This window comes from Celeribacter sp. SCSIO 80838, assembly GCF_056498065.1.
In genome coordinates this window covers 320,240-347,042 of the sequence record NZ_JAZKMA010000001.1, presented here as the reverse complement: position 1 = coordinate 347,042, position 26,803 = coordinate 320,240, and the positions used below count along the sequence as shown (strand labels likewise).

Annotated in this window: 27 protein-coding genes; 22 read left to right on the top strand and 5 right to left on the bottom strand. The window is 59.9% G+C overall.

The window, feature by feature from the left end:
* Nucleotide 1: 1 nt before the first annotated feature.
* Together V1475_RS01615 and V1475_RS01610 are read right to left on the bottom strand one after the other, a co-directional pair.
* Entirely contained in the window at nucleotides 2-235 is a 234-nt protein-coding gene (locus tag V1475_RS01615; RefSeq protein WP_479411354.1) for an acetyl-CoA carboxylase, read from the bottom strand.
* A 29-nt stretch (nucleotides 236-264) separates the two neighbouring features.
* Complete coding sequence (locus V1475_RS01610; RefSeq protein ID WP_479411353.1) at nucleotides 265-1,044, bottom strand: 5-oxoprolinase subunit PxpA; 780 nt, start codon at nucleotides 1,042-1,044, stop codon at nucleotides 265-267.
* 351 nt (nucleotides 1,045-1,395) lie between these two features.
* On the opposite strand from V1475_RS01610, the gene V1475_RS01605 reads away from it, so the two are divergent.
* Complete coding sequence (locus V1475_RS01605) at nucleotides 1,396-2,298, top strand: LysR family transcriptional regulator (RefSeq protein WP_479411352.1); 903 nt, start codon at nucleotides 1,396-1,398, stop codon at nucleotides 2,296-2,298.
* A 20-nt stretch (nucleotides 2,299-2,318) separates the two neighbouring features.
* On the opposite strand, the gene V1475_RS01600 is transcribed toward V1475_RS01605, so the two are convergent.
* The 3 genes from V1475_RS01600 to V1475_RS01590 are packed head-to-tail and all read right to left on the bottom strand — an operon-like array spanning nucleotide 2,319 to nucleotide 4,427.
* Nucleotides 2,319-2,831: an Lrp/AsnC family transcriptional regulator gene (locus V1475_RS01600; RefSeq protein WP_479411351.1), complete on the bottom strand. Its 513-nt coding sequence runs from the start codon at nucleotides 2,829-2,831 to the stop codon at nucleotides 2,319-2,321.
* Complete coding sequence (locus V1475_RS01595) at nucleotides 2,828-3,688, bottom strand: VOC family protein (RefSeq protein ID WP_479411350.1); 861 nt, start codon at nucleotides 3,686-3,688, stop codon at nucleotides 2,828-2,830. The genes V1475_RS01600 and V1475_RS01595 overlap by 4 nt, the downstream gene beginning before the upstream one ends.
* Before the next feature lie 28 nt (nucleotides 3,689-3,716).
* Nucleotides 3,717-4,427, bottom strand: coding sequence for an SDR family oxidoreductase (locus tag V1475_RS01590; protein ID WP_479411349.1), 711 nt, complete (start codon nucleotides 4,425-4,427; stop codon nucleotides 3,717-3,719).
* 198 nt (nucleotides 4,428-4,625) lie between these two features.
* Between V1475_RS01590 and V1475_RS01585 the strand changes: the two genes are divergently transcribed.
* From V1475_RS01585 to V1475_RS01485, 21 genes are all read left to right on the top strand, one after another.
* Nucleotides 4,626-6,221 carry an ABC transporter substrate-binding protein gene (locus V1475_RS01585; protein WP_479411348.1) on the top strand — a complete coding sequence of 532 codons (1,596 nt, stop codon included), beginning with the start codon at nucleotides 4,626-4,628 and terminating at the stop codon, nucleotides 6,219-6,221.
* 93 nt (nucleotides 6,222-6,314) lie between these two features.
* Entirely contained in the window at nucleotides 6,315-7,292 is a 978-nt protein-coding gene (locus V1475_RS01580) for an ABC transporter permease (protein ID WP_479411347.1), read from the top strand.
* Nucleotides 7,289-8,164: an ABC transporter permease gene (locus V1475_RS01575; protein ID WP_479411346.1), complete on the top strand. Its 876-nt coding sequence runs from the start codon at nucleotides 7,289-7,291 to the stop codon at nucleotides 8,162-8,164. Before V1475_RS01580 ends, V1475_RS01575 begins: the two co-directional genes overlap by 4 nt.
* Complete coding sequence (locus V1475_RS01570; protein ID WP_479411345.1) at nucleotides 8,161-9,807, top strand: ABC transporter ATP-binding protein; 1,647 nt, start codon at nucleotides 8,161-8,163, stop codon at nucleotides 9,805-9,807. Before V1475_RS01575 ends, V1475_RS01570 begins: the two co-directional genes overlap by 4 nt.
* A 9-nt stretch (nucleotides 9,808-9,816) precedes the next feature.
* Nucleotides 9,817-11,442, top strand: a complete 1,626-nt coding sequence (locus V1475_RS01565; protein WP_479411344.1) for an aminotransferase class V-fold PLP-dependent enzyme — start codon at nucleotides 9,817-9,819, stop codon at nucleotides 11,440-11,442.
* The gene (locus V1475_RS01560) at nucleotides 11,442-12,740 is read left to right on the top strand and encodes an NAD(P)/FAD-dependent oxidoreductase (RefSeq protein ID WP_479411343.1); all 1,299 of its coding nucleotides are present in this window, start codon (nucleotides 11,442-11,444) and stop codon (nucleotides 12,738-12,740) included. The genes V1475_RS01565 and V1475_RS01560 overlap by 1 nt, the downstream gene beginning before the upstream one ends.
* Entirely contained in the window at nucleotides 12,737-13,231 is a 495-nt protein-coding gene (locus V1475_RS01555; RefSeq protein WP_479411342.1) for an L-2-amino-thiazoline-4-carboxylic acid hydrolase, read from the top strand. Before V1475_RS01560 ends, V1475_RS01555 begins: the two co-directional genes overlap by 4 nt.
* Nucleotide 13,232: 1 nt before the next feature.
* Nucleotides 13,233-14,402 (top strand): M20 aminoacylase family protein, encoded by a 1,170-nt coding sequence (locus V1475_RS01550; protein WP_479411341.1) that lies wholly within the window; start codon nucleotides 13,233-13,235, stop codon nucleotides 14,400-14,402.
* A gap of 363 nt (nucleotides 14,403-14,765) precedes the next feature.
* Nucleotides 14,766-15,212: a MarR family winged helix-turn-helix transcriptional regulator gene (locus tag V1475_RS01545; RefSeq protein WP_479411340.1), complete on the top strand. Its 447-nt coding sequence runs from the start codon at nucleotides 14,766-14,768 to the stop codon at nucleotides 15,210-15,212.
* A 33-nt stretch (nucleotides 15,213-15,245) separates the two neighbouring features.
* A complete protein-coding gene (locus V1475_RS01540; RefSeq protein WP_479411339.1) occupies nucleotides 15,246-15,728 on the top strand; it encodes a MarR family winged helix-turn-helix transcriptional regulator in 483 nt (160 codons plus the stop codon).
* Between the two features lie 217 nt (nucleotides 15,729-15,945).
* Entirely contained in the window at nucleotides 15,946-17,016 is a 1,071-nt protein-coding gene (locus tag V1475_RS01535; RefSeq protein ID WP_479411338.1) for an aromatic ring-hydroxylating dioxygenase subunit alpha, read from the top strand.
* A gap of 49 nt (nucleotides 17,017-17,065) precedes the next feature.
* Complete coding sequence (locus V1475_RS01530; RefSeq protein WP_479411337.1) at nucleotides 17,066-18,139, top strand: apurinic/apyrimidinic endonuclease family protein; 1,074 nt, start codon at nucleotides 17,066-17,068, stop codon at nucleotides 18,137-18,139.
* Nucleotides 18,132-19,187 (top strand): FAD-binding oxidoreductase, encoded by a 1,056-nt coding sequence (locus tag V1475_RS01525; protein WP_479411336.1) that lies wholly within the window; start codon nucleotides 18,132-18,134, stop codon nucleotides 19,185-19,187. The genes V1475_RS01530 and V1475_RS01525 overlap by 8 nt, the downstream gene beginning before the upstream one ends.
* 306 nt (nucleotides 19,188-19,493) lie before the next feature.
* Complete coding sequence (locus V1475_RS01520; RefSeq protein WP_479411335.1) at nucleotides 19,494-20,480, top strand: Bug family tripartite tricarboxylate transporter substrate binding protein; 987 nt, start codon at nucleotides 19,494-19,496, stop codon at nucleotides 20,478-20,480.
* Nucleotides 20,481-20,546: 66 nt separating this feature from the next.
* Nucleotides 20,547-21,062, top strand: coding sequence for a tripartite tricarboxylate transporter TctB family protein (locus V1475_RS01515; RefSeq protein WP_434290381.1), 516 nt, complete (start codon nucleotides 20,547-20,549; stop codon nucleotides 21,060-21,062).
* Between the two features lie 11 nt (nucleotides 21,063-21,073).
* A complete protein-coding gene (locus V1475_RS01510) occupies nucleotides 21,074-22,591 on the top strand; it encodes a tripartite tricarboxylate transporter permease (RefSeq protein WP_434290383.1) in 1,518 nt (505 codons plus the stop codon).
* An 87-nt stretch (nucleotides 22,592-22,678) separates the two neighbouring features.
* Nucleotides 22,679-23,353 (top strand): TetR/AcrR family transcriptional regulator, encoded by a 675-nt coding sequence (locus V1475_RS01505; RefSeq protein ID WP_479411334.1) that lies wholly within the window; start codon nucleotides 22,679-22,681, stop codon nucleotides 23,351-23,353.
* Between the two features lie 111 nt (nucleotides 23,354-23,464).
* Complete coding sequence (locus V1475_RS01500; RefSeq protein WP_479411333.1) at nucleotides 23,465-24,214, top strand: maleate cis-trans isomerase family protein; 750 nt, start codon at nucleotides 23,465-23,467, stop codon at nucleotides 24,212-24,214.
* Between the two features lie 10 nt (nucleotides 24,215-24,224).
* On the top strand, nucleotides 24,225-25,001 hold the full coding sequence (locus V1475_RS01495) for an alpha/beta fold hydrolase (RefSeq protein WP_479411332.1): 777 nt from the start codon (nucleotides 24,225-24,227) through the stop codon (nucleotides 24,999-25,001).
* A gap of 33 nt (nucleotides 25,002-25,034) precedes the next feature.
* Nucleotides 25,035-26,066 (top strand): 2,5-dihydroxypyridine 5,6-dioxygenase NicX family protein, encoded by a 1,032-nt coding sequence (locus tag V1475_RS01490; protein ID WP_479411331.1) that lies wholly within the window; start codon nucleotides 25,035-25,037, stop codon nucleotides 26,064-26,066.
* Between the two features lie 73 nt (nucleotides 26,067-26,139).
* Nucleotides 26,140-26,760 carry an isochorismatase family protein gene (locus V1475_RS01485; protein ID WP_479411330.1) on the top strand — a complete coding sequence of 207 codons (621 nt, stop codon included), beginning with the start codon at nucleotides 26,140-26,142 and terminating at the stop codon, nucleotides 26,758-26,760.
* The last annotated feature ends 43 nt before the right edge of the window (nucleotides 26,761-26,803 follow it).

Here is a 26,803-nt window from a genome sequence, read left to right as displayed (position 1 = left end):
CTCAGTCAAGCTCCGCCAGCACAGCGCCTGCGGTGACGGGGCTGGCGTCTTCCGCGACATAGCCCTTGAACGTCCCGGCCACTTCGGCAGTCACCGCGATGAAGGTTTTCATCACTTCGACAAGGCCGATCTGGTCACCCACAGCCACGGTGTCGCCCGGCGCTTTGAACGGCGGCTCTTCCGGGGAAGGTTTGTGGTAAAACGTGCCGGGGAGGGGGGATTGGATAGCGCTCATTGTGATGTTCCCTGTTGTTGGAGCCGGTTTCAGGCGGTCTCGAGCACGGCAGAAGCCGGTGCGATATGGATACCGTTCTCTGTGAGAGCGGTGCGAATGGCGCGGCCGATGTTGAGCGCGCCGGGTGTATCGGAATGGAAACAGATCGACTCGAAATCTATGTCGATGTCTTGGCCCGTGACCGTTGTCACCTTGCCCTCGACACAAGCACGCAAACATTTCTGCGCGATCTCCTCCGGGTCGGGGCGCGCGACGCGGCGGGTAAATACAATCGACCCGTCGTCGCCATAGTCACGATCGGCATAGAACTCCCGGATCACCGGCTGGCCCAGACGTTTGGCGACCTCATAGGTTTTCGAGCTGCCCATGCAGAAGATCAAGAGATCGCCGCTGATCGCCGCCAGACTTTCGATCATATGGCGCGACAGCTCTTCGTTGACGGCGGCCTCCATGTAAAGCGCGCCATGCGGTTTGACGTGCTGGAGACGGATGCCGTGGCGACGACCAAATTCGCGCACCGCGCCGACCTGATAGATGATGTCGTTCACAAGTTCTTCGGGCGTCGTTTTGATATAGCGGCGGCCAAAGCCCTGAAGATCGCGGTAGCCGGGATGGGCGCCGAGGCCGACGCCGTAGGCCTGCGCCAGTTTGATTACCCGGTCCATCGAGTTCGGATCGCCGGCATGAAACCCGGCCGCGATGTTGGCGGAGGAAATCAGAGCCATCAACTCTTCATCCGGGGCTTCGCTCAGAACCCAATGTCCGAAGCCCTCTCCCATGTCGCAATTCAAATCGATGATCTTTCGCATGTCCGGTCCTTAAAACGTCCCGCCCTCGATCTGAGGCTCTTGGGCGAAACGGTTGAATTTCGTTGGGGGTATCCTCGGCGGAAAATCTTTGTGTTGTAAAATTCAAAAAATAGCGGATGCATTATCGGAAAATCAGAATGATTTTTTGAAAATTGGATTACGGAAAAATCGTCCGAAACAGGTAAATGATGCCATATTGAGCAGGTTTGAAACGAAGTCGCCCAAAGGTAGTTTTGTTTTCCCGATAATAGATATGTACAAAATCGAAATTTACGTTTCCAAGACGATGCGGCAGGATGTTTTGAAATATCTCTCCGAAGAGTTTCGGATACTCCGAACAGGATCGCTCACATGAATCTGCGTCAGCTTAAATATTTCATCGCCACAGCCGAGCTCGGTCAGGTCAGTCGCGCGGCGAGTGAGCTTAGAATTTCGCAAAGCTCGATCACCTCGGCGGTACGCGAATTGGAACAGGATCTCGATGCGATTCTGTTTGTGCGCACGGCCCATGGCATGGAACTGACGCCGCCGGGGCGGGAGCTGTTGGGAGCGGCGCGTGAGATCATGGAAAAGGTCGAAATGGCGCGCAACGTGGTGCAGAGCCATTCGGAGATCGAAGGCACGATCAACATCGCCGCCACCTATACGGTGATCGGCTATTTCCTGCCCTACCATCTCGACCGGCTGAACCACCGCTTTCCCAAGCTCGACATCCGTCTCAGCGAGCTCAACCGCGAGAGTATTGAGGAGGGGCTGATCACCAATCGCTTCGACATGGCCGTTTTGCTGACCTCCAACACCGCCAATCCCGAGCTTGAGACCCAGACGCTTTTGCGCTCGCAGCGCCGTCTCTGGGTGCCGCAGAACCATCCGCTTCAGCTCAAAGGCGTGGTGAGCTTTGAGGAAATCGCGGAGGAAGATTACATCATGCTGACGGTCGATGAGGCGGCGCATACTTCGATGAAATACTGGGGGCCGACGGGGCTTTCGCCCAAGGTCAAGCTGCGGACCTCCTCGACCGAAGCCGTGCGCTCCATGGTCGCGAACGGGCAGGGGGTGACGATCCTGTCGGATATGGTCCACCGACCCTGGTCGCTTGAGGGGCGGCGGATCGGCACGGTGACGACCGATCTGGCGATCCCGTCGATGGATGTCGGCCTCGCCTGGCACAAGGGGCAGGACTGGAGCGAGGCGACGCGGGTGTTTTACGACTACTTCACCGAAGTGTTCCTTGAGCCGCAGATGGGCCATTAACCCCCGCAGCAGGGAATGCCTCAGAGGTAGGTCGTCGGGATCGCCGTGGTGAATTTCAGCTCTTCCATCGAGATCATCGAATTGACCTGACTGAATTCGAGCTTCTGGATCATCTGTTTGTAAACCGCATCATAGGAGGCCATGTCCGGCACCACGACCTTGAGGATGTAATCCACTGTGCCAGTCAGGCGATAGGCCTCCATCACCTCGGGGATCTCGTCGATCAGTTCACGAAACCTGTTGAGCCAGTCGATCTCGTGGTGAGAGGTGCTGACGCCGATGAACACGGTCAGGGGCACGTTGGCGCGGGTCTGATCCACGAGGACGACGCGCTTTTTGATCACCCCCGCCTCTTCCATCCGTTTGATGCGCCGCCAACACGGGTTGGTCGACAGGCCCACCGCCTCGGAAATCGCCTGAATCGGCGTGTCGCTGTCCTCTTGCAAAAGTGCCAAGATGTGCTGGTCGATCTCATCGAAGGTCATGCTTTCGATCGGCTTCGATCCGGTCTTGCGGGGGCGGGTCGCTGTCATGCGGAAACAAACTCCAAAATTACACCTGCTGAAAATTCGGGACCAACGGCGAGGCCGGAGATGGTCTCACAGATGGTCACATTCGCATCCGTAAGGCAATGCTTTGCAGCATTGAGGTCCCTGACCTTGAGGCGCAGCGCGGTGAAGGCGCCTTTCGTCGTGCCGGAAAGATCAATGCCGGGATAAAGCCCCGCCATGCGCGCGGCGGTCGCAAGGATCAGAGGTGCGGAGTTCGGGCCGGTCTCGATCGTTGTAAGCCCGTCTTCCGAATGGACCGTGCCTTCCGCCCAAAGTCGGGCAAAGCGGGGCGCATCTTCTTCGGGCGTCTCGGAGATCGCGAGGATCGCCTCAATGCCGCAAACGGTGTTGGCATGGTCCAGGAGTTCGGGAATCCAAACCGTCTCGCGGGTTTTGTGCTGGCACATGAAGACCATGCCAAACGGGGTCTCGTCGGGGGTAAAGCTGACGGTGGAAAAGGCGGCGATGCCTTCGGCGCCATCGGGCAGCGGCACCGGGCGGGAGAAGATGCTGAGCCCCTGCGTGGTGATGCCCAGATCGCCAAGCGCCTTGGCGGCGGCTTCGGCATCGTCGATCCGGCAGGCGATGGCATGAAGCCCCTGTCCCATGGTGGCCAAAGTCTCCCGGCGCGCGGCGTTCAGCTCGGTCGGCGTCAGAATGCCCAAGAGTTCGAAGTAATCGTCCGGGAACATGATGGTGTAATTCGCCGTGCCTTTGGCCGCGGAATGGGTGCCGCGTGGCGAGAGGGTAAAGCCAAGCGCTTTATATTGCGCGGCGGCGGCGTCGAGATCGTCGACGAGGGCAAAGCAATGGTCGATGCCTTTGACGGGATGGGGCATGTGCGTTTCTCTTTGGTGTCTGGGGATGTCAGGTGCGAACGGGGGACAGGACGATTTCCGGCAGGCAGATGCCGGGCTGCATTTCGGCGACGAACAACGCGGTTTTCGCCATGTCCTCCGGCTGAATCATCGCGGCCATTTTTTCGGCGTCGAAGCCGGGGCGTTTGGCGAGAAGCGGCGTCGCCACCTCGGCGGGGCAAAGGGCGGTGGAGCGGATGCCGTTTTTGCCTTCCTCATCGTTGAGGCTGAGCGAAAGATCGGAGAGCGCATGTTTCGACGCGCCATAAACCACGCCGCTCACCGGTGAGTGAAAGCGACCGGCCCAGCTCGACGTATGGATCATCACGCCGTCTTTCTGGGCGCGCATGATCGGCAGGCAGGCGGCAATCACGTTGAGCGCGCCGGTGATATTCACGTCGACCACCCGATCCCAGCTCTCCCAGTCGAGATCGGCCCAGCTGCGTTTCGGGATGTTCAGCCCGGCGTTGTTACAGAGCACATGTAACCCGCCCGCCCAGTCCGCGATTTTTCGCGCAGCCTCGGTCATGCCCGCGCGATCAGTGACGTCGCCGGGGAGAATCAGAGCTGCGTCAGGATCGGGCAGGGTGGCGGCGACGGCCTCCAGGCTCTCACGGCCCCGCGCCGTCAGGGCAACGCGATATCCGGCCTTGGCAAAGCCCCGCGCCATGGCCGCACCAATGCCGGAGCCCGCGCCGGTGATCCATGCAGTTTTGCTCATGTGTTCTGTCCCAGTGTTTTTAGATTAAGAGGAATGCTAACACCAATATTTAATCATTGTGTAGAATTTTTTTCCAATCTTGCTTCATAAGTTGGTTTTTGATGTTGACGGATGCGGAGAGCTTCCGTCAGGTGAGGGGACAACACGACCGCACAGGCCCGGAAACGGGCGATCAACCGACCGGGAGAACCAGAAAAGATGACTTTTAAGATGAAACAGGCAGGGCTGGCGCTCGCCATGACCGGGGCTCTGAGTTCCGTGGCCTTTGCGGCCTATGCGGAAGAAGAGGTCCAGAAGGGCGGCACCGCCGTCATTCACATGATTTCCGAACAGCGCATTCTCAATCCGGGTCTGCGCGCCTCCACCGGCGTCTACAACATCACCGGCAAGATCATGGAGCCGCTGATCGACAAGAGCTATGAGGGCTATGAGCCGGTTCTGGCGACCGGATGGTCCGGTTCCGACGATGGTCTGACGATCACGCTCAAGTTGCGCGAAGGGGTGAAATGGCACGATGGCGTGGACTTCACCTGCGATGACGTGGCCTTTTCCGCAATTGAGCTTTGGAAAAAACTCCTGAACTACTCCTCGGCACTTCAGGCCAATCTCGAAAGCGTCGATTGCCCGGACCCGCACACGGCGGTGTTTAATTATTCCAAGCCGATGCCGCTTGAGCTGTTCGTCGCCGCTATGCCCGATCTGGGCCATCCGGTGCCAAAACACCTGTTTGAAGGCACGGATATTCTCCAGAACGAATACAACACCGCCCCCGTCGGCACTGGCCCGTTCAAATTCGTCGAATATGAGCGTGGACAGTATGTTCTGGCCGAGAAGAACAAAGATTATTGGCGTGAAGGCTATCCCTATCTCGACCGCATTGTCTGGCGTTTCATCACGGACAAATCTGCCGCAGCTGCCGCATTGGAAGCGGGCGAAGTGCAGGAATCGGGTTTCATCGGCGTGTCCATGGCCGATGTCGACCGGTTCAGCAAGGATGACCGTTTTACGGTCGGCACCATGGGCTATGAAAACAACGTCGCCCACTCCACCGTCGAGTTCAATCACCGCAACCCGATCCTTGCCGATCTGAAAGTGCGTCAGGCGATGTATCACGGGTTGGACATCGACTATGCGATCAAGACGATCATGCATGGGTTCGCCAAGCCCGGTCGCGGACCGATCCCGAGCGCCGATGAGGTCAACTATACGGATGACGTGCCGACTTACGATTACGATCCGGAACTCGCCAAGAAGATGCTCGACGAGGCCGGATATCCGGTCAAGGATGACGGCTACCGGTTCCAGCTGCGCCATCGTCCGGCGCCTTGGGGGGAATACACCCAGCTTTGGGCCGAGTATTATGCGCAGGCGATGAAAGAGATCGGTATCGACGTCGAGATCCTCACGAACGATGCGCCTGGGTTCCTCAACGGTGTCTATCGTGATCACGACTTTGACACCGCGAACGGCTGGCACCAGTTCCGCTCCGACCCGGCCGTTTCCACCATGGTGTGGCTGCGCTCCGGTCAGCCGGAAGGCACGCCCTGGACCAACCAGTTCGGTTGGAAGGACGAGGAAATGGACGCAATGATCGACGCCGCCGCGTCCGAGCTCGATGTCGAGAAACGCGCCGCGATGTATCACGAAATCCAGAAGCGCGAGATGGAAGAATTGCCGGTGATCTTCGCGATCGAACACCCGTTCATCTCGGTCACCTCGAACAAGCTCCACAACCACCACAACACGCCGCGGTGGAATTCGTCGAGCTGGTACGACCTCTGGCTCGAACAGTGATCTGACATTCTGGCGGGCGTGCCTCCCCTTCGCGCCCGCCCTTTTCCCTTTTCGCCTATGATCCCGAAGGCTCCAAAGACAATGACTCTGCATATGCCCCCGATCCTGACCTATGCGCTGAGGCGTCTCGTTCAGGCGATTCCTGTGGTCATCCTGATCATGATCGGCACGTTTCTTTTGCTCAAACTTGCGCCTGGCGACACGGTCGATGCGCTTGTGGGCGACATGGGCGGGGCCGACGCCGCCTTTATCGCACGGCTTCGGGCCGAATACGGTCTCGATCAGCCCGTATGGGTGCAGCTTTGGCGTTACATGGTTAAGCTGGCATCCTTCGATTTCGGCTGGTCCTTTGTCTATGAACAACCGGTGTCCACCGTTTTGATGGAGCGCCTCGGCACCACGCTGATGCTGATGGCGACATCTCTGAGCATTGCGTTTGTTGCGGGGATTGTGCTTGGCGCCATTGCTGCCCGCCGCGCCTATTCCGCGACCGACAACCTGATCTCCATCTTGGGCCTCGTATTCTACGCGACTCCGTCGTTCTTTCTCTCGCTCATGCTGATGCTGGTCTTCTCTGTGAAACTCGGCTGGCTGCCGGTCGGGGGGATTAAAACCATCGCCGCCTTTTACACCGGCTGGGATCACGTCTGGGACGTGGTGCGCCACCTTGTGATGCCGACGACCGCGCTGTCGCTGATCTATCTCGCCTTCTATCTGCGCCTGATGCGCGCCTCCGTGATGGAAGTCGCTGATCTCGATTACGTCCGCACGGCCCGCGCCAAGGGCGCTCGCGAAGGCCGCCTCATGATCCACCACATCATGCGCAACGCGCTTTTGCCCGTGGTCACGCTTTTGGGGCTTCAGTTCTCCACCGTTCTGGGCGGCTCCATCGTGGTTGAAACTATTTTCACCCTGCCGGGGCTTGGGCAGCTTGCCTACCAGTCCGTCGTGCAGCGCGACATGAACACTTTGATGGGTATCATCTTCCTCTGTGCCATCATCGTCGTCGTCGTCAATTTCCTCACCGACCTGCTTTACGCACGTCTCGACAGCCGGATCGAACTCGCATGACCCTCGCCGATACTGAAATCGCCCCGCCCGAGCCGCCGCGCTATGTGATGTTCTGGCGCCGCTACAAACGCAACCGCGCCGCTCTGCTTGGCCTCTTTCTCTTTGCCCTCGTCGTGCTGATGGCACTGACCGCAGGCCTCATCGATCCCGGCGATCCGCTCCGCCGCGCGGGCGAGCCGCTCACCCCGCCCTTCATGAACTGGGACACGCCCTTGGGCACCGATCAGTTGGGGCGCGATGTGCTCTCCGGCGTGTTCTACGGCGCGCGTATCTCGCTTTTGATCGGCGTGGTCGCGACCCTCGTGGCCATCGTCATCGGCGTCGTGATCGGCGCGCTGGCGGGCTACTTCGGCGGCTGGGTCGATGACGTGCTGATGCGCATCACCGAGGCCTTTCAAACCATCCCGAACTTTGTCCTCTTGCTGACGCTCGTCGCCATCATGGGGTCGAAAATCGAATGGATCACCATCGCCATCGGCATCGTCAGCTGGACAGCCCCCGCCCGCATGGTGCGCGCAGAATTCATGTCGCTGCGCCACCGCGAATTCGTCGATGCCGCCCGCAATTTGGGCGTGTCGAATACCTCGATCATCTTTCGCGAAATCCTCCCCAATGCCATGCCGCCGATCGTGGTTTACGCCTCCGTCATCATGGCGTTGTCGATCCTGATGGAAAGCGCGCTGGCCTTTCTCGCACTGGGCGATCCGAACTATGCGAGCTGGGGCAATATGATCGGCCAAGGCCGCGCCGTGCTGCGCTCTGACCCCTATTGCGCCGTGATCCCCGGCATCGCGATCATCCTCACCGTGCTGTCTTTCTCGCTTCTGGGCGAGGGGCTGAACGACGCACTCAATCCGAGGCAGAAGAAATGACCAAGACACCTCCTCCCGTCCTCGAACTGTGCAAGGTACAGATTTCCCTGCCAAAAGGTGCGGACCGTCCCTATGCGCTCGAAGGGCTTGATTTGACCATCGAAGCGGGCGAAATCGTCTGCCTCGTCGGCGAAAGCGGCTCTGGCAAATCGCTCTGCGCCGGGGCCATCATGGGCCTTTTGCCGGAACCGCATGTGCGTGTGACCGGCGGTGCGATCCGGTTCATGGGCGAAGAACTTCGCGGGAAAACCGATGCCGAGATGCGCAAACTGCGCGGCGCCGATATTTCGATGATCTTCCAAGAGCCGATGACCGCGCTCAACCCTCAGAAAACCGTGGGCTGGCAGATCGACGAGGTGCTGCGCCTGCACACCAGGATGACCAAAGCCGAGCGCAAAGCCCGCGCCATCGAGATGCTCGAACGCGTTCATATCCCGGAACCCGCTTCGGCCTATAATGCCTATCCGCACCAAATTTCCGGCGGTCAGCGGCAGCGCGTGATGATCGCCATGTCTTTGGTGCTTTCGCCGAAACTGATCATCGCGGACGAACCGACTACGGCGCTCGACGTGACGACCCAGTTGCAAATCCTGAAACTCATTCGGGAGCTGCAAGAAGAAGAGGGCGCGGGTGTCCTCTTCATCACCCACGACTTTGGCGTGGTGGCGGAGATCGCCGATAAGGTCGCTGTGCTCTGTCGCGGCGAATTGGTGGAAAGCGGCCCCACCGATGCCGTTCTGAACCACCCGCAACATCCCTATACCCGCGCGCTGATCGGCGCTGTGCCCGCGCTGACCCCGCCGCCGGTCAAAGCCGCCTCTGAGGCCCCTGTCGTCCTGAAAGGCACTGGCCTCAAAAAGGCCTTCGCCGCGCGTGGTGGTCTTTTGTCCGGCAAACGCAAAGCGGTGACGGCGGTCAAGGACCTATCCTTTGAACTGCGTCAGGGCGAAACCCTTGGCGTGGTGGGCGAAAGCGGCTCCGGCAAGACCACTGTGTCGCGGATTGTCACGCGGCTTTTGGAATGCGATCAGGGCTCTGTCGAACTTGATGGCACCGATCTTTTGGCCGCCAAGCCCAAGGAATTGCGCGCGCTGCGGCAGCACATTCAGATGGTGTTCCAGGACCCGATGGCCTCGCTCAACCCGCGCAAGCGCGTGGTCGATCTCATCGCCCAAGGGCCTATCGTCCATGGGGCGGACCCGAAAAAAGCCCGCGAAGATGCGAAAAAGCTTTTGGAGCTGGTCGAGCTGTCCCCTGCCGCCGCCAACCGCTTCCCGCATGAGTTCTCCGGCGGTCAGCGTCAGCGCATCGGCATCGCCCGTGCTCTGGCTTTGGAACCCAAGGTGATCGTCGCCGACGAACCGGTCTCCGCACTCGACGTGTCGGTGCAGGCGCAGGTGTTGAAGCTGCTCGCAGACCTGCGCGACCGGCTTAACCTGTCCTTGCTCTTCGTCACCCACGATCTGCGCGTCGCGGCTCAGCTTTGCGACCGGATCATCGTCATGCAAAAGGGTGAGATTGTGGAAAGCGGCCTGACCGCCGAGGTCTTCGCCAATCCACAGCACCCCTACACGCAGAATTTGCTCTCTTCCATTCCGGGCCGCGACTGGACACCCCCGTCGCTGCGCGCGGATGTTGCCTGAGGTTTTACCATGTCACTGGAATTCAAAGATATCCGCAGCGCTCTGATCGGCGAAGGGGCGGCGATGTCCGGCCCCTTCGGTCCGCGGGCGTTGATCTATGCCGATTACGTCGCCTCCGGCCGCGCGCTTGGCTTTATCGAGGATGCGATCCGCACCCATGTGCTGCCCTATTATGGCAACACGCACACCGAGACCTCTTTCGTGGGGCGCCGCACCACCCAGCTCCGGGAAATGGCGCGCGAAGCGGTGCGCACGGCGGTCGATGCGGACGAGAACCACGCGGTGATCTTCACCGGCTCAGGTGCGACCGGCGCAGTCGACAAGCTGGTGCGGGCCTTTGCCATGAAGGGGCTTTCCGAAGGCGTCGTTTTCGTGGGCCCCTATGAGCATCACTCCAACGATCTGCCCTGGCGCGAAAGTGGCGCGGAATTGGTGCGCATTCCTCTGAACGCAGCGGGCACAATCTGTCTTGAAGCGCTGGAGCAGGCCCTGAAAGCCCATGCCGACGCGCCGCTCAAGATCGGCGCATTTTCTGCCGCCTCAAACGTCACCGGCGTGCGCACCGATCTGCGGGCCATCGCCAGGCTGCTCCATGCGCATGAGGCTTTCTGTATCGCCGATTTCGCCGCCGCTGCGCCCTATATGCCGGTGGAACTCTCGGCAACCTCTGAGGGTGCAGGCGACCGGATCGACGCGGCCGTGATCTCGCCACATAAATTCCCGGGCGGGCCGGGGGCGTCCGGTGTGCTAATTGCCGAACGGAGCCTCTTTGACACCACGCGCCCGACGCTGACGGGCGGCGGCACAGTCAGCTATGTCACCTCTGAGGGTCATAGCTACATTTCCGATCCGGAACACCGCGAAGAAGGCGGCACGCCCGCCATCGTCGACAACATCCGCGCGGGCATGGTGATGCAGCTCAAACGCGATATGGACGAAGCCCGCGTCGAGGCCCGCGAAACGGTTCTGACCCGTCGCATGGAAGACGCGCTGCGCGCCATTCCGGGAATGGAGCTTTTGGGGCCGTCCAATGTGCCGCGTCTGGGGATTTTCTCGTTCAACCTGCGGGTCAAAGGCAAGCTGTTGCACCACAACTATGTCGTGGCTTTGCTCAATGATCTGTTTGGGATTCAGGCCCGTGGCGGCTGTTCCTGTGCCGGGCCGTACGGGCATGCGCTTTTGGGCATCGATCCACAGAAAAGTGCGCGCCATGAAGCCGTTGTAAAGCACGGTCATTCGATCTTCCGTCCCGGCTGGGCAAGGTTCGGCGTGAACTGGTTCTTCGACGACGAAGACGTGGATAAGATCGCCGCGGCCATCCGGTTTGTGGCCGATCATGGCCTCGACATGCTGGCCTATTACCGTTTGGATGCGGTCGAGGGCATCTGGCGCGCCACGCCCAAGTTCGAGGACACCTGTCCCCCCGCGCTCTCCGCACTTTGGCAAGCCCAAGGGGTGGTGGATGAGACGGTGCCCGATTTTCCAACCTGCCTCGCGCAGGCCGAAGATCTCGCGGCTGGCGCGAAAGGTTTGATCTGCGAAAATGGCCCGGCCCTTTCGGACGAAGAGGAAGCCCTGCGCTGGTTCTGGCTGCCGCAGGAAGTGATTGGATTGACCACGGAAGGAGCGGCCTGATGTCTGTCGAATTTCCAAAATCCCTCTGGGCTGCCACAGCCCCCGAACGCCCCCTGTCCGCGCCCCTCTCGGGTGTGGAAGAAACGGATGTCGCCATCATTGGCGCAGGCTTCACCGGGCTGTCCGCCGCCATCGAGGCCCGCAAACGCGGCCATGCGGTGACGGTGCTTGAGGGCAAGGCTGTCGGTTGGGGCGCTTCTGGCCGCAACAACGGTCAAGTTATTCCGATCCTCACCTCTGCCGAGCCGGACGTTTGGGTGTCGCGCTATGGCGAGGCGGGCAAGCGCATGGTGCGGCTCATCGGCAACTCGGGCGATGTGCTCTTTGATCTCGTGCGCGAGTTTGACATGCAGGCGGAGGCCGAACAGAACGGCTGGTTCCAACCCGCCCATAGCCCCGGTCGTGTGAAACTGTCGGCGAAACGCGTCGAGGCGTGGTCGCGCTACGGCTTTCCGGCGGAGTTGAAGGACGCCAAGCAATGTGCCGATCTGCTCGGCACCGATTTCTGGTATGGCGGGATGTACAACCCGACGGGCGGCCATATCAATCCGCTGGCCTTGGCGCGCGAAATGGCGCGGGTGGCAGAGCATCTGGGCGCGGTGATCCATGAGGAAAGCCCGGTGACCTCGTTTGCGCGTGTGGGCAATGAATGGGTGATCAAGACTGCCAATGGCACGCTTAAGGCTCGCGCTTTGATCCTCGCGACCAACGCCTATACAGGCGAACTTGCCCCCCGTCTCGCGCCCCGCATTGCGCAGTCTGTCGTGCCGGTGCTGAGTTGGCAAATGGCGACGGAGCCGGTGGGCGACAACCTGCGTCAAAAAATCCTGCCGGGCCGTCAGGCCGTGTCGGACACGCGCGGCGATTTGCGGTTTTTCCGCTATGATGCACGCAACCGTCTGATCACCGGCGGGGCCGTGATGGGCTCCTTCGATGTCGCCAACCGTGTGCGCAAGAAAGCCGCGAAGAACCTTGCGGAGGCCTTTCCCGAGCTTGGCGTGCCGGAAATGACCCATGTCTGGTCCGGCTATATCGGCATGAATTGGGACCGTTTCCCGCGCATTCACAAACTCGGCCCGGATGGCTGGGCCTGGATCGGCTGCAACGGGCGCGGTGTGGCGCTTGGCACCTCTTTGGGCCGCGAACTGGCCCGCGCCGCCACCGGCCAGCCTGAGGACGAGCTTGCCCTGCCGGTGACCGAGCCACATCCTTTCCCGGTGCACGGCTTTGTGCGCGGCTTTGCCCCCACCTATCTGGCCTGGCTCAAACGTCAGGACCACAAGGAAGTAAACCTATGACAGATGAGAAAAAGATGGAGCTGAACGACGTTCCGATCCTTTTGCGTCGCCGGATTGAGGCGATGATCCTCAAGCATGTGTTCGACGTCATCACGGAACGCTCTGGTCGGGACGAAGCCGAGGCTGTGCTGGATGCCGCCGTGTCGAAATCCGCGATCGAACAGGGCGCGATGCTGGCCGAGGAACTTGGCCATGCCCCGGACCTGACCGATTTCGCCGCGATCCAGCCGAACTGGACCCGCGAAGATGCGCTGCGGATTGAGACCATCGAGATGTCCGAAGAAAAGATGGATTTCAACGTGGTGAAATGCCGATACGCGGAGATGTATCAGGAGATGGGGTTGGGCGACATTGGCCACCTTCTGTCCTGCAATCGCGATGGTGATTTCTGCATCGGCTACAACCCGGAGATCGAAATGACCCGGACCCAGACGATCATGAAAGGCGCAAGCCACTGTGACTTCCGTTACAGAATGAAAAAGGAGGCCTGAGATGGCTGTCGAGAATTGGATCGCCAAACAGGTTGCCGATCTGACGGAGTTTCGCCGCGATCTGCATATGAACCCCGAGCTTTTGTATGACGTGGAACGCACGGCGCAGAAGGTGGCCGAGGCGCTCCGTGCGGCTGGGGTCGACGAGGTCTATGAGGGCATCGGGCGCACGGGCGTCGTCGGGGTGATCCGGGGCCAGAGCATTGTTTCCGGGCGCACCATCGGGCTGCGGTCTGACATGGATGCGCTGCCGATTGTGGAAGAAACCGGCAAGCCCTATGCCTCTAAAATCCCTGGGAAAATGCACGCCTGCGGACACGACGGTCACACGACCATGCTTCTGGGCGCCGCGCGGCATCTCGCGGAAAGTCGGGCGTTTGACGGCACTGTGGTGGTGATCTTCCAACCCGCCGAAGAGGGCGGCGCAGGTGCGCGGGCGATGATCGAAGACGGGTTGTTCACCCGCTGGCCCTGTAACGAGGTCTACGGTATGCACAACCGTCCGAACCTTCCGGTCGGACAATTCACCATCAATTCGGGGCCGATCATGGGCTCGGTCGATGAGGTGAAAATTACCATCACAGGGCGGGGTGGCCATGCGGCGCGCCCAGATCAGACCATCGACCCTCTGCCAATCGCGGGGGCGCTGTTGCAGGCGGTTCAGACGCTGACCTCGCGCAATATGGACCCGATCGACAGCGCGGTGATTTCGCTTTGCACCATTCAGGCGGGCAATGCGTTCAACGTCATTCCTCAGGACGTCACCATGACGGGCACGGTGCGGACGCTTCGCGAAGAGGTCCGCGATATGATCGAGGAGCGCATCACCTCGATGGTCGCGAATATCGCGGCGGCGTTTGGAGCGGTGGGTAAGACCGAATACCTGCGCCACTATCCTGTGACGGTCAACCATGAGCGCGAAACCGCGCTGGCCGCGAAGGCCGCACAAGAGGTGGCGGGCGTCGAGAATGTCCATCTCGATATGCCACAAACGCTGGGCGGGGAAGATTTCTCTTTCATGCTCAACGAGGTGCCCGGCGCGATGATCAATGTCGGCAACGGCCCGTCGGCGACACTGCATCACCCGCAATACGATTTCAATGACGATGTGATTGCCTGGGGCGGTTCTTATTGGACCACACTTGTGCGCCAGCGTTTGCCGTTGGGCTGATCGTCGCCGTACAGGGGGCAAGACGCGCCGGGTCAGACAGGTTCGGCGCGATTTCATACGATCATGCTACGTGACAAGGTCTTGTCAGTCAGGCGTTTAAGTCCGGTGGACCATTGGGGGGGGGGGCGGAGGTCCGCCTCATAAATGGCGGCGGTTCTTTAGGGGAAACGGGACGGCTCTGCCGCTGAGTTGTGCAAGGTGAGCATTCTGTCGCCCCGGAAGTTGCTCATCTGTGGGTCATCGGGAAGGTCGATCCGTTAGAGGACAGGGTCCGTCTGGAGCTTTGGCTCCTAAGACGCTACGGTGGAAAAAGTTTTGAGCGATCAGCAAGACAATTTGGATCAGATGTCGATGACAAACACGATGGGGCAGCCCCTTTTGAAAACCGAGGATGACAAGCCGAACTATGTGCTGGATGAGCAAATTGGTTTTGTGCTGCGCCGGGCGCATCAGCGTCACATGACGATTTTCGCAGAGCGGATGGACAGTTTGACGCCACAACAATTCTCGACCCTCTATCGTCTCGCCATGGCCAGAGGGCCGCAGTCGCAGAATGCGCTGGGTCGTTCCGCCGCGATGGATGCGGCGACCACGAAAGGCGTGGTGAACCGGCTTGAGGCGCGTGGTCTGATTGTGACGGAAAAGGATGAAGAGGACCGTCGGCGGTATCTTCTGAGTGCGACCGACGCGGGCAGGGCGCTGATTGCGGATTGCGTACCTGTGATGCAGGCGATCACCGAAGAGACGCTTGGGCCGCTGAATGCGTCGGAGCGGCGCACCCTGCTTGCGCTTCTCGAGAAGATCAGCTGAGATTGGGCGTGGAGCGTCGAGAGGGTGGATGCGATGGCTGAGAATGAGGCGCGACCGGTCGAGGTGAGTGCGGAGCAGATCGAGGCCTATGATCCCCGCAACCACCCGGCGCAACTCGTTCGGCGTGTGCATCAGCGCGGCGCGCAGCTTTTCACTCAGGCGGTGTCGACGCCGAACCTGTCGGTGACGCAATTCGTTGCCCTTGTGACCTTGCTCAAGATGGGGCCGGTGGCGCAAAGCCATCTCGGGCGGCTGACTTCGATGGACCCGTCGACGACGACGGTCGTGGTGCGCAAGCTCGAAAAAGACGGGCTGATCAAGAAGAGCCGCAGCAAGGATGATCAGCGCGCCTCTGTGATTGAACTGACCGAGGCGGGGCGAGCCTGTGCGACCGATCATGTGCCGGTCAGTCTGCGCGCAGGTGAAGAATTGCTGGCGCCGCTCACGCCGATTGAGCAGACGTTGTTCATGGAGTTGCTGCGCAAGGTGCTGACAGGCACGGATGAGCCGCAATAATGGCTCGAAATAACTACGTACTAAAATAAAAATATGACCGCACGGGACTCAGTTCGCACGGTTTTTGCGTCTTTTGTGTCAATTTTTGCGTAAAATTTATACAATCATATCGTTTGTATGCAAATAAATGGCAGTATTTTTGATTTTGATCTGGATCAAATATTTTTAGTACGCATTAATTGATCCAGCGCACACGCCAGCTAAAAGGGAATTTGATATGACGACTTTGGTCAGCAATGCGTGGTATGTCGCCGCGTGGTCCTCTGAGATTGACGACGAGCTGCGCCGCTTCACGATCCTCGGAGATCCGGTGCTTTTGTTCCGCCGTACCGATGGCCAGGTGGCAGCCCTCGAAGATCGCTGTCCGCACCGCCTTCTGCCGCTTTCCAAGGGCAAGCGCATCGGGGATACGGTGCAATGTGGGTATCATGGTCTGACCTTCGGTGCGGATGGCAAATGCACCCGCGTGCCGGGGCAGGACAAAATCCCGGCCTCGGCCTATGTCGATGCTTATCCGACGTTCGAGCGTCACGGCATTGTCTGGATCTGGATGGGCGATGCGCATCGCGCCAACCCCGACGACATTTTCGACATGCCGCAGTTTGCCGATCCGAAATGGCACGCCCATCATGGCGATGCGCTGCACATCGAGTCGAACTATCTGAACGTCGCAGAAAACCTTGTCGATCCGGCGCATGTCAGCTTTGTCCACCCGACCACTCTGGGCAACTCCGCCTCGGAAAACATTCCGGTGCATGTCTCTACCGAAGGCGAGGCGATCACCGCATGGCGCTGGATTCGCGATGCCGAGCCGATCAGCTTCTTCAAGAAATTCGGCGGGTTCGAGGGCAATGTGGATCGCTGGCACTATTACCACCTGTATCAGCCGTCGATTGCTGTGATTGATTTCGGCTCTGCCAATGTGGCCGATGGCATCACCGAAGACAATTTCGACGACGGCAACCGCATCTTCGCGCTACATTTCATGACGCCGGTCACGGAGGGCTACACCATCGACCGCTGGATGCACCTGCGCAACACGGCTGTTGAGACCGGGGAGGCGTCGCAACAGATCGACGCCATGTTCCGTGTCGCCTTTGACGAAGACAAAGACATTCTCGAAGCCGTGCATGCCGAAGAACAGGCGCCGCAGAAACGTCGCCCGATCCGCATTGCCATCGACCGTGGTCCGATGGTCTATCGCAAGCGTATCTCTGAGATGCTGGAGCGTGAGCGTACGGTGGATGCCTCCTCTGAGCCGAACCCGTCCTTCGTCTATCACGACTGACCGATCTGCCGGGGCTTTGGCCTCGGCACCTCTATCTGAAAGCAAGATTATGACCCCCGTTCTTATCGGGTGTAACGGTCGCGGAGCCCAAGCCTCCTCGCCCGAACGCCCCGTCTCATTCACCGAGCCGCCGCTCTCCGAGCAGTTTGCCATGGTCGCAAACGCCGGGGTGTTCGATTTCTTCGACCGTCTGCCGATGGCGGATGAGGTCGAGGCCTTTCTTGAGCTCAGTGCGGCCAACAATCTCCCTGTGACCACCGCCAGCGGCGTTTACGCTTTGGGTGAGAGCTACCTGCCCGCCCTTCGCGCCAATATGGAGCGTGCGGTGAAGGTGGGTGCCAAGTTCCACAATATGATGGTCTACAACTGGCACAGTGAAAAGCGCTGGGTCACGGATGATGAGGTCATTCGCGCCTGGGCGGATGCTTGGGGGTTGGGGCAGGAGATCGGGATTGAGCCCTGTTTCGAGCTGCATGTGAACATGTGGAGCGAAGATCCGCGCCGCGTCGCCACTGTGGCCGAGGGGGCGGACAAGCTGGGCATCCCGTTCAACCTGACGCTCGATTACTCGCATATGCTGTTCAAGATGGGTGATGATGCGGAGCTGGACGTGTCCGGTATTCGCGAAGATGTCGCTGCCGGGCGGGTCGTGCTCGACCCGTATGAGCCGGGCAATTTGGTGGATCAATGGCTCGATGCGGGGCTGGTGCGGTGGTTCCAGCTGCGCTCCGTGACGCCGTCGGGGCCGCGCAACCTCTGGTCCAAACATGACAACTCCAATGGCGCGGCGGGCGTGCCCGACGACCCTTATCAGCGGGCGCGCGAAGGCGAATACGGTCGCGCGATCCTCTATCCGTTTACCCGTCCGGTGCCCGGCGAATGGCATTCGTCTTGGGAGGCCTGGCGGCTTGAGCCCTGCAAGCATGTGGCGCGCAAAATGTTGAAATACCATGCCGAAGCGCCGGAAAGCCGGTTGGCAGTGATCACCACGGAGATGATCAATCTCACCGACTATGCCGATGGCGCAAAATTTTCCCTCATTGGCCAGAATGCCGCGATTGCGCGGTTTCTGCGCGATGAAATGGCAGCGCTTGGCTTGCCGCAGGGAGGCGCTCATGGCTGATGCGTCGATGATGCTCGAAGTGGTCGGGCGGGTGCAGGAAAGCCAGAACGTGATTTCTCTGCGGCTGAAAGTCGTGGAGGGTGCGTTCCAGCCCTTCTTGGCGGGCCAGCACCTGCCATTGCGGCTCGATCTGCCGGAGCGCAAGCTTGCGACTTACACGATCTCTTCCGATCCTGCCGATCACGGCGGCTACCGGATCAGTGTCAAGATCGAACCGAATGGCAAGGGCGGTTCGCGCTTCCTGCATGAGGTGCAGGTTGGTGCGCGCATTGCGGTGGAGCGTCCGCGTGGCAAGTTCGTGCTGGCCGACGATGCGCGGCCCGTGCTGTTGCTGACGGGCGGCATCGGGGTCACCCCGGCGCTCTCGATGCTCTCCGTTCTGGCGCGCCAACCGGAGCGGCCCGTCTATTTCGTTCATGCCTGCCTGTCTGCGACCGAGCACAGCTTTGCCGATGAGGTCGCAGAGATCGTGACCAGTGCGCCGAATGTAAGAGGCTATGTGGCCTATGCCGAAGGGGGCGAGACGGATGTGGCTGCGGGGCGTTGTCAGGGGCTTGGCCTTTTGTCTCGTGAGACATTGCGCGCGCTTCTGCCGCTCGATGCCTATCACGTCTATCTTTGCGGGTCTGACGGGTTCATGTCGGCCATGCGGGCAGCTTTGGTGTCTCTCGGCGTACCGGATGCGGAAATCCATCAGGAGACCTTTGGAGGTGGGGTATCTGCGGTAAAAAAAGAGGCAAAACGGTCTACGCTGCCTGAGGCAGTTGTCACAGGTGTGACAGAAATCGGAGCCAGTCCGGTGGTGCGTTTCGTGAAATCCGGCCTGGAGGTGGCTTGGGATGGTTCGAGTGACAACCTTTTGGGGCTCGCCGAGGCCCAAGGCCTGAGACCGGAATTCGAATGCAGATCCGGTATATGTGGGACATGCGCGTGCCGCAAGCTCAGCGGAGAAGTTGCGTATACGGAAGATTTGATCGATTCGCCGGAGGAGGGGGAAATCTTCCTCTGCTGTTCCGTCCCGAAAGGCGATGTGACGCTCGATTTGTAATATCACCTGCCTGCAATTCGGTGTGTATGATTAAATTATGTGCAAATCCGTGGATTAACAACACGGGGAGCGGAAAATTATACGGTCGAATAATTTGTTTCTATGCAAACGATATTGGCTGCGCTTTTCTGATCCTGTCACGGAGCAAAAGACCCGCAAAGGGCTGAGAACTCCAACAGTTAATCGCACCGCCTTCAAAGGCCCAAATGACGAGATACCAACGCTGCGATCCGCATGGTGCGGGTTGCGCCCGGGTGGGCTTTGTCTGCTCGCACCTGCTACACTTTAGAAAACAACAGGGACCCCATGAAACGACGCCATCTCCTTGCCTCCGCCTTCTGTCTGACTGCCGCGACTGCGCTGCCGTTCGGTGCCGCCATGGCCGAAGATGCCTACCCGAGCGAGCCGATCCACATCACCGTGGTCTGGCCCGCAGGCGGCGGTCACGACCTTGTGGCCCGTCTGATCGGGCATGAGCTTTCCACCATCATGGACGCCGCAGTCGTGGTCGACAACGTCACCGGCGCGGGCGGCTCCACCGGCATGCGCCACATCGTCAACGCCAAACCCGATGGCTATACCATCGGTGTGATGGGGCTGCATGCCGTGTCGCAATCCTACATGAACACCAGCGCGCCCAAGCTCGACGCTCTCGATCCGATCGTTTACATCAGCGACGAACCCGGCGCGCTTGAGATCGCCGCTTCCACCGGCATCGACACGCTCGAAGGCTATATCGAAGCGATGAAGAAAGATCCGATGGCCTTGATGAACGGCAACGATCCGCAAGGGGGCAATTCCTTCGTCTTCGCTGAGGTGATCCCCGAGGCGCTCGGCGTCGAGATGATGAAACTGCCCTATCCGGGACACGCGCCGACCGTTACCGCGCTTTTGACTGGTGAGGTTCAGACCGCGACCCTGCCGATCCCGCCGATTCTTGAGCATACCTATGCGGGCACCGTGAATGTGCTGGGTGTGGCCTCCGAGACCCGTCACCCGAAGTTGCCCGATGTGCCGACCTTCAAAGAGCAGGGCTATGACATCGTGGTGAACGATTTCGTCATGATGGTGGCGCCGAAAGGCATCCCGGAAGATGTGCGCCGCAAGCTCGAAGAGGGGCTTCTGGCCGCTGTGAACAGCGAAGGGTTCAAGGCTGCCGCCGACAAGAACGGTTTGGTGTTGCGCCCGCTCGGGGCCGAAGGCGCCGCCGCAGAACTCGCCAAGCAGGAAGAACTGGTCTACCCGCTCCTCGACAAAGCCGGTCTGGTTGCGCCTGAGCTGAAGCGCGACTGATCCTCCCCGGGACGGAGGTGCCTCCGTCCCAAAATTTACCCAGGCCAGTGACCCAAGGAGCCCGATATGAGTCCGCCCATTGATGGATCTGCGCGCAAGACCCTCGCTGTCGGTCTGTTTTTCCTGCTGTTGGCCGGGATTGGCTGGCTCATGTTGCAGCAAAGCCGGAATATGTATTCCGGTATGCCGATGCCGGGCGACCCGGGACCGTTTTTCCTGATCGGCCTATGTCTGATGGTTCTCGTGATAGCGGGTGGGCTGTTGTTCGTCTTGGGGCTCTGGGGCTTTCGAGATCAGGGCGAGAGCTTTACGCCAACCTATCGCTTGGTCGAAACCGCGCGGGCTTGGGCCTTGTCGATCGCGTTCGTGATCTCGCTTCTGATGATGCCGACGGGGATGCGCGCGCTTGGAACGACCTTCGCCGTTGCTCTGTTCTCCATGGTCTGGATTTACGTGCTTCTGACCACAGTGCGGGGCCATGCGCTGCGCCATGTGATCGAAGCGCTGCTGTTTGGCGCGGGCGCGGCGCTCTTCGTCAATCTGATCTTCGTGCGTCTCTTGACTCTGCCACTTCCTGTCTGATCGGGCTTGCCATGCTACTCTCTTCCTTCGCCGATGTGCTTTTCGGCTTCGTTTCCAACCCGATGATGCTTGGCCTTGTGGTTCTGGGCACGGTGCTGGGCCTTGTGCTGGGTGCGATCCCTGGGATTTCCTCGACCATGGCGCTCGCAATTCTGATGCCCGTGACCTTTGCTATGGACCCGGGCGTTGCGATCCTGTTCCTGATCTCGATTTTCATGTCGAGCGTCTATGGCGGCTCGATCTCGGCCATCCTGATGAAGCTGCCCGGTACGCCAGCCTCGATTTTCACCCAGGTCGACGGTTACCCGATGGCACAACAGGGGCGGGCGGGGCATGCGCTCAATTTCGCACTCGTTGCCTCGACCATCGGCGGCATGGTGGGGCTTGCGATGCTCGTCCTTCTGGCGCCGGTGCTTGCGGGATTTGCCACCAATTTCCGCAGTCCTGAATTTGCCGCCGTGGCGCTTTTCGGCATCGTCATGCTGTCCTTTGCCTCCAACGGTTCCACGCTTGTGGCCTCCGTCGTCGGCTTTATCGGTGTGGCGCTCGGCATGATCGGCTTCGATGCGCTGACCGATGCGCAGCGCATGACGCTTAACACGCCGATGCTGCAATCGGGGCTGAACCTGATCCCGGTGATCATCGGCCTGTTCGGTCTTGGCGAAATCCTGCAAAACCTTGTGGGGTTTGGTGGCGCGCCCAAGGCGCGGCCGCAGATCGGCAAGGTGCTTTTACCGATGCATGAGCTGACCTCGCGCTGGAAAGTCATGCTGCGCGGGTCTGTGATCGGGACGTTCATCGGTGCGATCCCGGCGGCAGGTTCCGCCGTGGCGGTTTCCATCGCCTATGCGCAGGAGCGTCGCCTGTCGAAGGAGCCGGAGAAATTCGGTTCCGGGCATCCGGACGGTTTGGTGGCGCCCGAGGCCGCAAACAGCGCCTCCGTTGGCGGTTCTCTCATTCCGCTGATCGCTTTGGGTGTTCCGGGCGACACGATCACGGCCGTTTTGATGGGCGCGTTGATGGTCCATGGGCTGACGCCAGGCCCGCTTCTGTTCGCCAGCAACCCGACGTTTGTGTCGTGGATTTACGTTTCCGTGCTGTTGGCGCTTGTCGCTACGCTGGTGATCGGCCTCGGCATGATCCGCGCTGCCGTGTTGGTGACCAAAATCCCGCCACAGCTCATGTATGTCTTCATTGCGGTTTTCTGTGTGATCGGCGCCTTCGCGATCCGCAACGACATGAACGACGTCTATGTGATGATCGCCTTCGGGGTGGTGGGGTTCGTGTTCTCGCGCCTCAGTCTGCCAGTCACGCCGCTGGCCTTTGGCTTGATCCTCGGCCCAATCCTCGAGGAAAACCTGCGCCGCAGCCTGATGATCAGCCGCGGCTCCTGGACGATCTTTCTGGAGCGTCCGATCTCGGCCACGTTGATTGTCATCTGTGTGGTCCTCGTATCTCTTCCCCTGTTGAAACGGGGCTGGGCAAAGCTGCGTTCTGGTTCCGCTTTGAGTATCAAGAAGGTGTTTTAATTATTAATTTGAATAATAAATACGCTTGAGCTTTGGGTCTCCGGTTGTCACAAAAAAACGACTGAATTTCACAGCCGGGGTAGAGGTATGTCCGAAGGCGCAGAAGCAAAAACACGCCGCAAGCCTGGGCGCCCGAAAGAGGGTGTCGAACTGCGCGACGTTATTCTCGACAAGGCGGAGCTGATCTTTTCCGAGGTTGGGTTCAACGGTGCCAAGGTGCGCGATATTGCTGCCGGGGCAGGCGTAAATCAGGCGCTGGTGCGCTATTATTTCGGCTCGAAACAGGACCTGTTCGACGAGGTTGTTCGGCGGCGTGGCTCGGCGATTTCTGGTGCGCGTCATGTGCTTCTGGATCAGATCTTGTCTGGAGGGCGCGTGCCGAAAGTCGAAGAAATTGTGAAAAATTATCTTAAACCACAATGGGATATGAAATATTCGGGGCCGAATGGTGCGGCCTTTGTGCGCTTGCAGGCCCGACTGCATTCCGAGCTCGATGAGCACGCGCTGCATCTGCGCAGCGAGGTCTACGATGCTTCGGTCAAACGCTATATTGCGGCATTGTGCGACGCGCTGCCGGAAATTCCGAAGGATGTGATCTCGATCCGCATGGCCTTCCTTGTCGGTACCTACATGTTCATGCTGAACGATCTCGGGCGGCTCAACGATCTGACCGACGGCCAGATCGGTGAGGTCGGGCAGGGCGATATGCTTGATCACTTGACGGTCTTCCTGTCGGCCGGTCTGCGCGCGCCGCTTCCCTAGGCAATTCGTGAATTTCTGCCGGGTCCGGCTTGTCTGAATAATTATTCAGACTTGTAATTATACAGAATTGTAATTACGCCTTGAGGCAACGCACCCTCAAGGACGAGAATCATGAAAAACTTTCGCATCGGGCAGATCGTGCCCAGCTCCAACGTCACCATGGAGACGGAGATTCCGGCGCTTCTGAAAGCGCGCGAGACCATCGCACCTGAGCGGTTCACCTTTCACTCCGCGCGGATGCGGATGAAGCATGTGACCAAGGAAGAGCTTGAAAAAATGGATGCCGACAGCGACCGTTGCGCGCTGGAGCTCTCGGACGCCAAGGTGGACGTGATGGGCTACGCCTGCCTCGTGGCGATCATGTCGATGGGCAAAGGCTATCACTGCGTGTCCGGTCCGCGTCTTGCCGGTGTGGCCGCCGACAACGGAGGACCCGCTCCGGTCGTGACCTCCGCGGGTGCGCTGATCGAGGGCATCCGGGCGCTTGGGGCCAAGAAAATCGCCCTCGTTGCACCCTATATGAAGCCGCTGACCGAAATGGTGGTCGAGTATATCCGCAACGAAGGCATTGAGGTTAGCGATTACATCGCATTGGAAATTCAGGACAATCTCGACGTGGCCGCACACGATCCGATGAACCTGCCGGAAATCGTCAAAGGGCTGAAGACCGATGACGTGGACGCGGTCGTGCTGTCGGCCTGTGTGCAGATGCCGTCGCTTCCCGCCGTGCCGATGGCCGAGGCGATCACCGGCAAGCCGGTTCTGACGGCCGCCATCGCCACCACATGGCAGATGCTCAAGGCGCTCGATCTCGACACACGCGTCCCCGGCGGCGGCACGCTTCTGTCCGGCGCGTATTGAGGAGCCTCCTATGTCTTATGGCTATAACGTTCAGGCCAACGGCATTCGCAACCACCTGATCCGCTATGAGGGCAAAGGCCCCGAGCTGCTTCTGATCCCCGGCATCACCTCGCCCGCGATCACATGGGGTTTTGTCGCCGAACGTCTGGCAGACGCGTTCGACGTCCATGTGCTCGACGTGCGCGGACGGGGGCTGAGCGAAACGGGGGACTTGGATTACACGCTCGACGCCATGGCCGCCGATGCGGTGGCGCTGGCCGAACAGATGGACCGACCGATTGTCATGGGTCACTCCATGGGTGCACGAACGGCAATCCGGGCGGTGGCGACGAAACCCGAGGTGTTCAAGGGGGCGATCCTCGTTGATCCGCCGGTCTCCGGCCCGAACCGCCGCCCGTACCCGTCGCCCTGGGCTTGGTATGGCGACTCGATCAAAATGGCCGTGAAAGGCTGTTCGGGTGAGGACATGAAGGTCTATTGCCCGACATGGACCGACGAACAATGCGCGCTGCGGGCCGAGTGGCTGCACACCTGTCACTGGGGTGCGATCCGCACCGCGTATGACGGGTTCCACACCGACGACATCCATGCGGATGTGCCGAAGCTCAGCGTGCCGACGCGTTTGGTGATCGCGGGCGGCGCGCCGGTCATTCAGGACGAGGACGAGGCGGAGCTGAAATCGCTTTTGCCCGCCATGGAGGTCCACACGGTCGAGGGCGCGGGGCACATGATCCCCTGGGATGACCTCGAAGGCTTCCTCGATGCCGTCATGGATTTCAAAGCTTAAGTCCGACCACATAACACAACAGGGAATACAGATATGGATCACGCGAGTTTCACGGACATCTGCCTGCATCAGTTGAAGATGTCGGGCGTACAGAAAGACGAACGTCTCATCGTTCTGACCCAAGGCAACGAACGCCTCGATTATGCCGATGCCTTCATGGCCGCCGGTCGGATGCTGGGCGCCAGTATGTATCACATGCGCCTGCCAGCGCCTGCCGTCATCGGCGAATGGGCGGTGGGGCAAACAGGTCTTGCGGCGATGCCCGACGCGGTCGAGGCGCTGAAAAACTGCGATATGCTGATCGACTGCATTTTCCTGCTGTTCTCGCCGGAGCAATTCGCCATTCAGGCCGCGGGCACCCGCATCCTGACCGCCGTGGAGCCGCCGGAGCTTTTGGCACGCATGTTGCCGACGCAGGAAATCCGCGAGAAAGTGACGATCGCGGGCGAGATGCTCGGCAAGGCCAAGGTCATGCGCATCACCTCGCCCCATGGCACGGATGTGACCTATAAGCTCAACACCTACCCGGCGGTGACGGAATATGCCTGCACCGACGAACCGGGGCGCTGGGATCACTGGCCGTCGGGGTTCGTGTTTACCGGCGGCGATGACGACGGGGTGGATGGCACCATCGTGGTCGCACCGGGTGATATCCTTTTGCCGCAGAACATGTATGTCAGCTCGCCCATCACCTACACCATCGAGAAAGGCTGGATCACCGACATTCGTGGCGGTCTCGATGCCGAGCTGGTGAAATCCTACATGGATGCCTTCAACGATCCGCGTGGCATGGGCATGAGCCATGTCGGTTGGGGCATGAACCCGAATGCCAAATGGCACAACATGGTGCCGGGCGCGTTCCCCGGCGGCATGGGCATGGAGCCGCGCGCCTTCTACGGCAACGTGATGTTCTCGACGGGGCCGAACAACGAGCTGGGCGGGCCGAACGACACCGCCTGTCACCTCGACATCCCGATGCGCAATTGTTCGCTCTTCCTCGACGACGAGCCGATCGTGATCGACGGCGATATCGTGGTGAAAGAGATCCAGATGGAACGCAGCTGAGGCGTCCCCTGCCTCAATCTGCCGGGCGGCTCTTCTTACCTCGGGGCCGCCCATCTTTACAAAGGACAGGATCATGTCTCAGTCAGACACCTATAAGGCCGGAGGCTTCGGCGTCTCTGTGCCGCGTGGCACGAAACCCGGTATCGTGGTCGTGGATTTTTCTTACGGGTTCACGGATCTGCAATACCCGACGGCCTCGGATGCCGCGTTGCAAATGGCCCGGACCAAAGAGATTTGCGATACGGCGCGGGCCAAGGGGTTTCCGGTGATCTTCACCACCATCGCCTATCACCCCGGCGAGTTGGACAAGCTCCCGTGGCTGAAGAAGGCGACCGGGATGCGGGCGCTGATCGAAGGCACCTGTCTGGTCGAAATCGACGCCGCTACCGGCATTCAACCCGAGGACGCGATTGTCACCAAAAAGGGCGCGTCGTCGTTTTTCGGGTCCACGCTGAACGCGCTTCTGACCGGCGCAGGCGTCGATACCGTTGTGGTGACAGGGGCGACGACATCGGGCTGTGTACGTGCAACCGTCGTGGATGCGGTGCAGTCGGGCTATACCGTGTTGATCCCGCGCGATTGCTGCGCGGATCGCGCCGAAGCACCGCATGAGGCGAACCTCTACGACATGGATCAGAAATACGGTGACGTCACCGACAGTGTGGATATTCTGAACTGGCTCGAAAGCCTTTGAACCCGCCCAAATTGCAGGGAATGTTTGGGGGAGGCTGCGGTCT

What these genes read in the sequence shown, in the direction of transcription:
- V1475_RS01570 (WP_479411345.1), top strand. Translation starts at nt 8,161, where the DNA reads ATGACCAAGACACCTCCTCCCGTCCTCGAACTGTGCAAGGTACAGATT.
- V1475_RS01540 (WP_479411339.1), top strand. Translation starts at nt 15,246, where the DNA reads ATGGCTGAGAATGAGGCGCGACCGGTCGAGGTGAGTGCGGAGCAGATC.
- V1475_RS01610 (WP_479411353.1), bottom strand. Translation starts at nt 1,044, where the DNA reads ATGCGAAAGATCATCGATTTGAATTGCGACATGGGAGAGGGCTTCGGA.
- V1475_RS01595 (WP_479411350.1), bottom strand. Translation starts at nt 3,688, where the DNA reads ATGCCCCATCCCGTCAAAGGCATCGACCATTGCTTTGCCCTCGTCGAC.
- V1475_RS01550 (WP_479411341.1), top strand. Translation starts at nt 13,233, where the DNA reads ATGGCTGTCGAGAATTGGATCGCCAAACAGGTTGCCGATCTGACGGAG.
- V1475_RS01605 (WP_479411352.1), top strand. Translation starts at nt 1,396, where the DNA reads ATGAATCTGCGTCAGCTTAAATATTTCATCGCCACAGCCGAGCTCGGT.
- V1475_RS01530 (WP_479411337.1), top strand. Translation starts at nt 17,066, where the DNA reads ATGACCCCCGTTCTTATCGGGTGTAACGGTCGCGGAGCCCAAGCCTCC.
- V1475_RS01525 (WP_479411336.1), top strand. Translation starts at nt 18,132, where the DNA reads ATGGCTGATGCGTCGATGATGCTCGAAGTGGTCGGGCGGGTGCAGGAA.
- V1475_RS01565 (WP_479411344.1), top strand. Translation starts at nt 9,817, where the DNA reads ATGTCACTGGAATTCAAAGATATCCGCAGCGCTCTGATCGGCGAAGGG.
- V1475_RS01495 (WP_479411332.1), top strand. Translation starts at nt 24,225, where the DNA reads ATGTCTTATGGCTATAACGTTCAGGCCAACGGCATTCGCAACCACCTG.
- V1475_RS01535 (WP_479411338.1), top strand. Translation starts at nt 15,946, where the DNA reads ATGACGACTTTGGTCAGCAATGCGTGGTATGTCGCCGCGTGGTCCTCT.
- V1475_RS01560 (WP_479411343.1), top strand. Translation starts at nt 11,442, where the DNA reads ATGTCTGTCGAATTTCCAAAATCCCTCTGGGCTGCCACAGCCCCCGAA.
- V1475_RS01555 (WP_479411342.1), top strand. Translation starts at nt 12,737, where the DNA reads ATGACAGATGAGAAAAAGATGGAGCTGAACGACGTTCCGATCCTTTTG.
- V1475_RS01515 (WP_434290381.1), top strand. Translation starts at nt 20,547, where the DNA reads ATGAGTCCGCCCATTGATGGATCTGCGCGCAAGACCCTCGCTGTCGGT.
- V1475_RS01590 (WP_479411349.1), bottom strand. Translation starts at nt 4,427, where the DNA reads ATGAGCAAAACTGCATGGATCACCGGCGCGGGCTCCGGCATTGGTGCG.
- V1475_RS01580 (WP_479411347.1), top strand. Translation starts at nt 6,315, where the DNA reads ATGCCCCCGATCCTGACCTATGCGCTGAGGCGTCTCGTTCAGGCGATT.
- V1475_RS01520 (WP_479411335.1), top strand. Translation starts at nt 19,494, where the DNA reads ATGAAACGACGCCATCTCCTTGCCTCCGCCTTCTGTCTGACTGCCGCG.
- V1475_RS01545 (WP_479411340.1), top strand. Translation starts at nt 14,766, where the DNA reads ATGGGGCAGCCCCTTTTGAAAACCGAGGATGACAAGCCGAACTATGTG.
- V1475_RS01575 (WP_479411346.1), top strand. Translation starts at nt 7,289, where the DNA reads ATGACCCTCGCCGATACTGAAATCGCCCCGCCCGAGCCGCCGCGCTAT.
- V1475_RS01585 (WP_479411348.1), top strand. Translation starts at nt 4,626, where the DNA reads ATGACTTTTAAGATGAAACAGGCAGGGCTGGCGCTCGCCATGACCGGG.
- V1475_RS01490 (WP_479411331.1), top strand. Translation starts at nt 25,035, where the DNA reads ATGGATCACGCGAGTTTCACGGACATCTGCCTGCATCAGTTGAAGATG.
- V1475_RS01615 (WP_479411354.1), bottom strand. Translation starts at nt 235, where the DNA reads ATGAGCGCTATCCAATCCCCCCTCCCCGGCACGTTTTACCACAAACCT.
- V1475_RS01505 (WP_479411334.1), top strand. Translation starts at nt 22,679, where the DNA reads ATGTCCGAAGGCGCAGAAGCAAAAACACGCCGCAAGCCTGGGCGCCCG.
- V1475_RS01510 (WP_434290383.1), top strand. Translation starts at nt 21,074, where the DNA reads ATGCTACTCTCTTCCTTCGCCGATGTGCTTTTCGGCTTCGTTTCCAAC.
- V1475_RS01600 (WP_479411351.1), bottom strand. Translation starts at nt 2,831, where the DNA reads ATGACAGCGACCCGCCCCCGCAAGACCGGATCGAAGCCGATCGAAAGC.
- V1475_RS01500 (WP_479411333.1), top strand. Translation starts at nt 23,465, where the DNA reads ATGAAAAACTTTCGCATCGGGCAGATCGTGCCCAGCTCCAACGTCACC.
- V1475_RS01485 (WP_479411330.1), top strand. Translation starts at nt 26,140, where the DNA reads ATGTCTCAGTCAGACACCTATAAGGCCGGAGGCTTCGGCGTCTCTGTG.